Consider the following 1,600-nt stretch of genomic DNA (forward strand, 5'->3'; position numbering starts at 1 on the left):
CCGGGGTGCGCCCGACGCAGGCGGACGGCTTCGCCCAGGCCCTGCTGGGCCCCGCGGCGGGCCCCGCCGACGAACGCCGGGGCGCCGCCCTGCTGGCCTGGCTGCTGGCCCAGGCCGCCGAGCGCGGGCACACCGCCCTGGAGGCGCCCGTGCTGGAGAAGGCCCTGGCCCAGTACGGGGTGCCGGCCCCCGCCGAGACCCTGGAGGCGGCGATCGGCGACGGCACCGTGCTGGTGTTCCACGAGCCGCTGGGCGAGCCCGCCGCCGAGGACGAGGAGCCGCCCGTGCGCGTCCTCGTGGGCCTGGAGGAGCACGCCCTCGCGGAGGAGAGCCTGGCCGACGGCCTGGCCCGGCTGGCGGCCACCTTCACCGCCCCGGCCGACTGGTCCGCGGCGGCCACCGGTCCCGGCGCCGACCTGGTCCGGGCGGTGGCGGGCGCCGGTCTGGTCACCCACGCCGGCGGCGAGGCGGCCCGCGCCGAGGCCCTGGCCCTGCAGGCGGCCGCGCGCGGGCTGGGCCTGCGCACCGTGCTGGCCGCGCACGCCCCCGCGCCGGAGGCCGTCACCGTCGCCGAGCTGCTCTCGGGGGCGCGGGGCCCCGGCCGGGACGCCGACGGCCGCTTCGAGCTGGACCTGCTCGTCGTCCTGGACGCCCCGCAGCTGGACGTGGAGACGGCCGCCGCCCTGGTGGAGTCGGTGCCGGACGGGGCCCGTCTGGTGCTCTCCGGGGACCCCGGGGTACTCGGCTCGGCCGGGCCCGGCCGGGTGTTCGCCGACGTGCAGGCGGCCCGGGCCTTCCCGCACGTGGTGTCGCGGACCCCTGACCCGGGCCCGATCGGCGAGCTGGTCTCGGGCATCGGGATCGGGGAGCTGAACCAGGTCGACGCCCCCGGCAAGGAGGTCGTCATCGTCCCGGTGCGCGACGCCGGCGAGGCCGTGCACCGCACCGTGCAGCTGGTGGCCGACTCGGTGCCGCGCGCCTTCGGCATCCCGGCCGAGGCCGTGCAGGTCATCACGCCCGGCCACGGGGGCGCGGCGGGGACCCGGGCACTGAACGCGGCCCTCAAGGCCCGGCTGAACCCCGGCCCCGGCCGGTTCGGCGGCTTCGACCCCGGCGACCGGGTGGTCCACGTACCCGCGCCGGGCCGCGCCGTGCCGGCCCGGGTGGTGTCGGCCGACGCCGAGGGGCTGCACCTGGAGGCGGGCGGCGCGCGGATCGTCGTACCGCAGGACCGGGTGGAGTCCCGGGTGCGGCACGGCTGGGCGGTGACGGCGCACCAGGCCGCCGGCGCGCGCTGGCCGGCGGTGGTCGTCGTGCTGCCCGGGGACGCGGCGCAGGCGCTGTCCCGGGACTGGGTCTACACGGCGTTCGGGCGGGCCGAACGGCACCTGTCCGTGGTGCACGGCGTCGACCAGGCCCTGGCCCACGCGGTGGCCCAGGTCCCGCCGAAGCCGCGTACGACGCGTCTGACGGGCCTGCTGCTGGCGCTCACGGCCGCGCAGCAGGAACAGGTGTAGGCGGGCGGTCCGGGCCCGTGACGGCCGTGCCGCCCCCCCCCCGACGGGGGGGGGGGGCCCGGCGCGCCCGGCGGCCCGCGCGC

At 80.2% G+C, this 1,600-nt stretch carries 1 protein-coding gene; it reads left to right on the forward strand.

The genetic code is table 11. The features are described from left to right. The coding region (locus AB0O29_RS35770) for an ATP-dependent RecD-like DNA helicase (RefSeq protein ID WP_365160572.1) at positions 1-1,517 on the forward strand (1,517 nt) is incomplete at its 5' end. Positions 1,518-1,600 lie beyond the last annotated feature (83 nt).

This window comes from Streptomyces sp. NPDC089915, from assembly GCF_040684675.1.
In the GTDB taxonomy this organism is placed as follows: domain Bacteria; phylum Actinomycetota; class Actinomycetes; order Streptomycetales; family Streptomycetaceae; genus Streptomyces.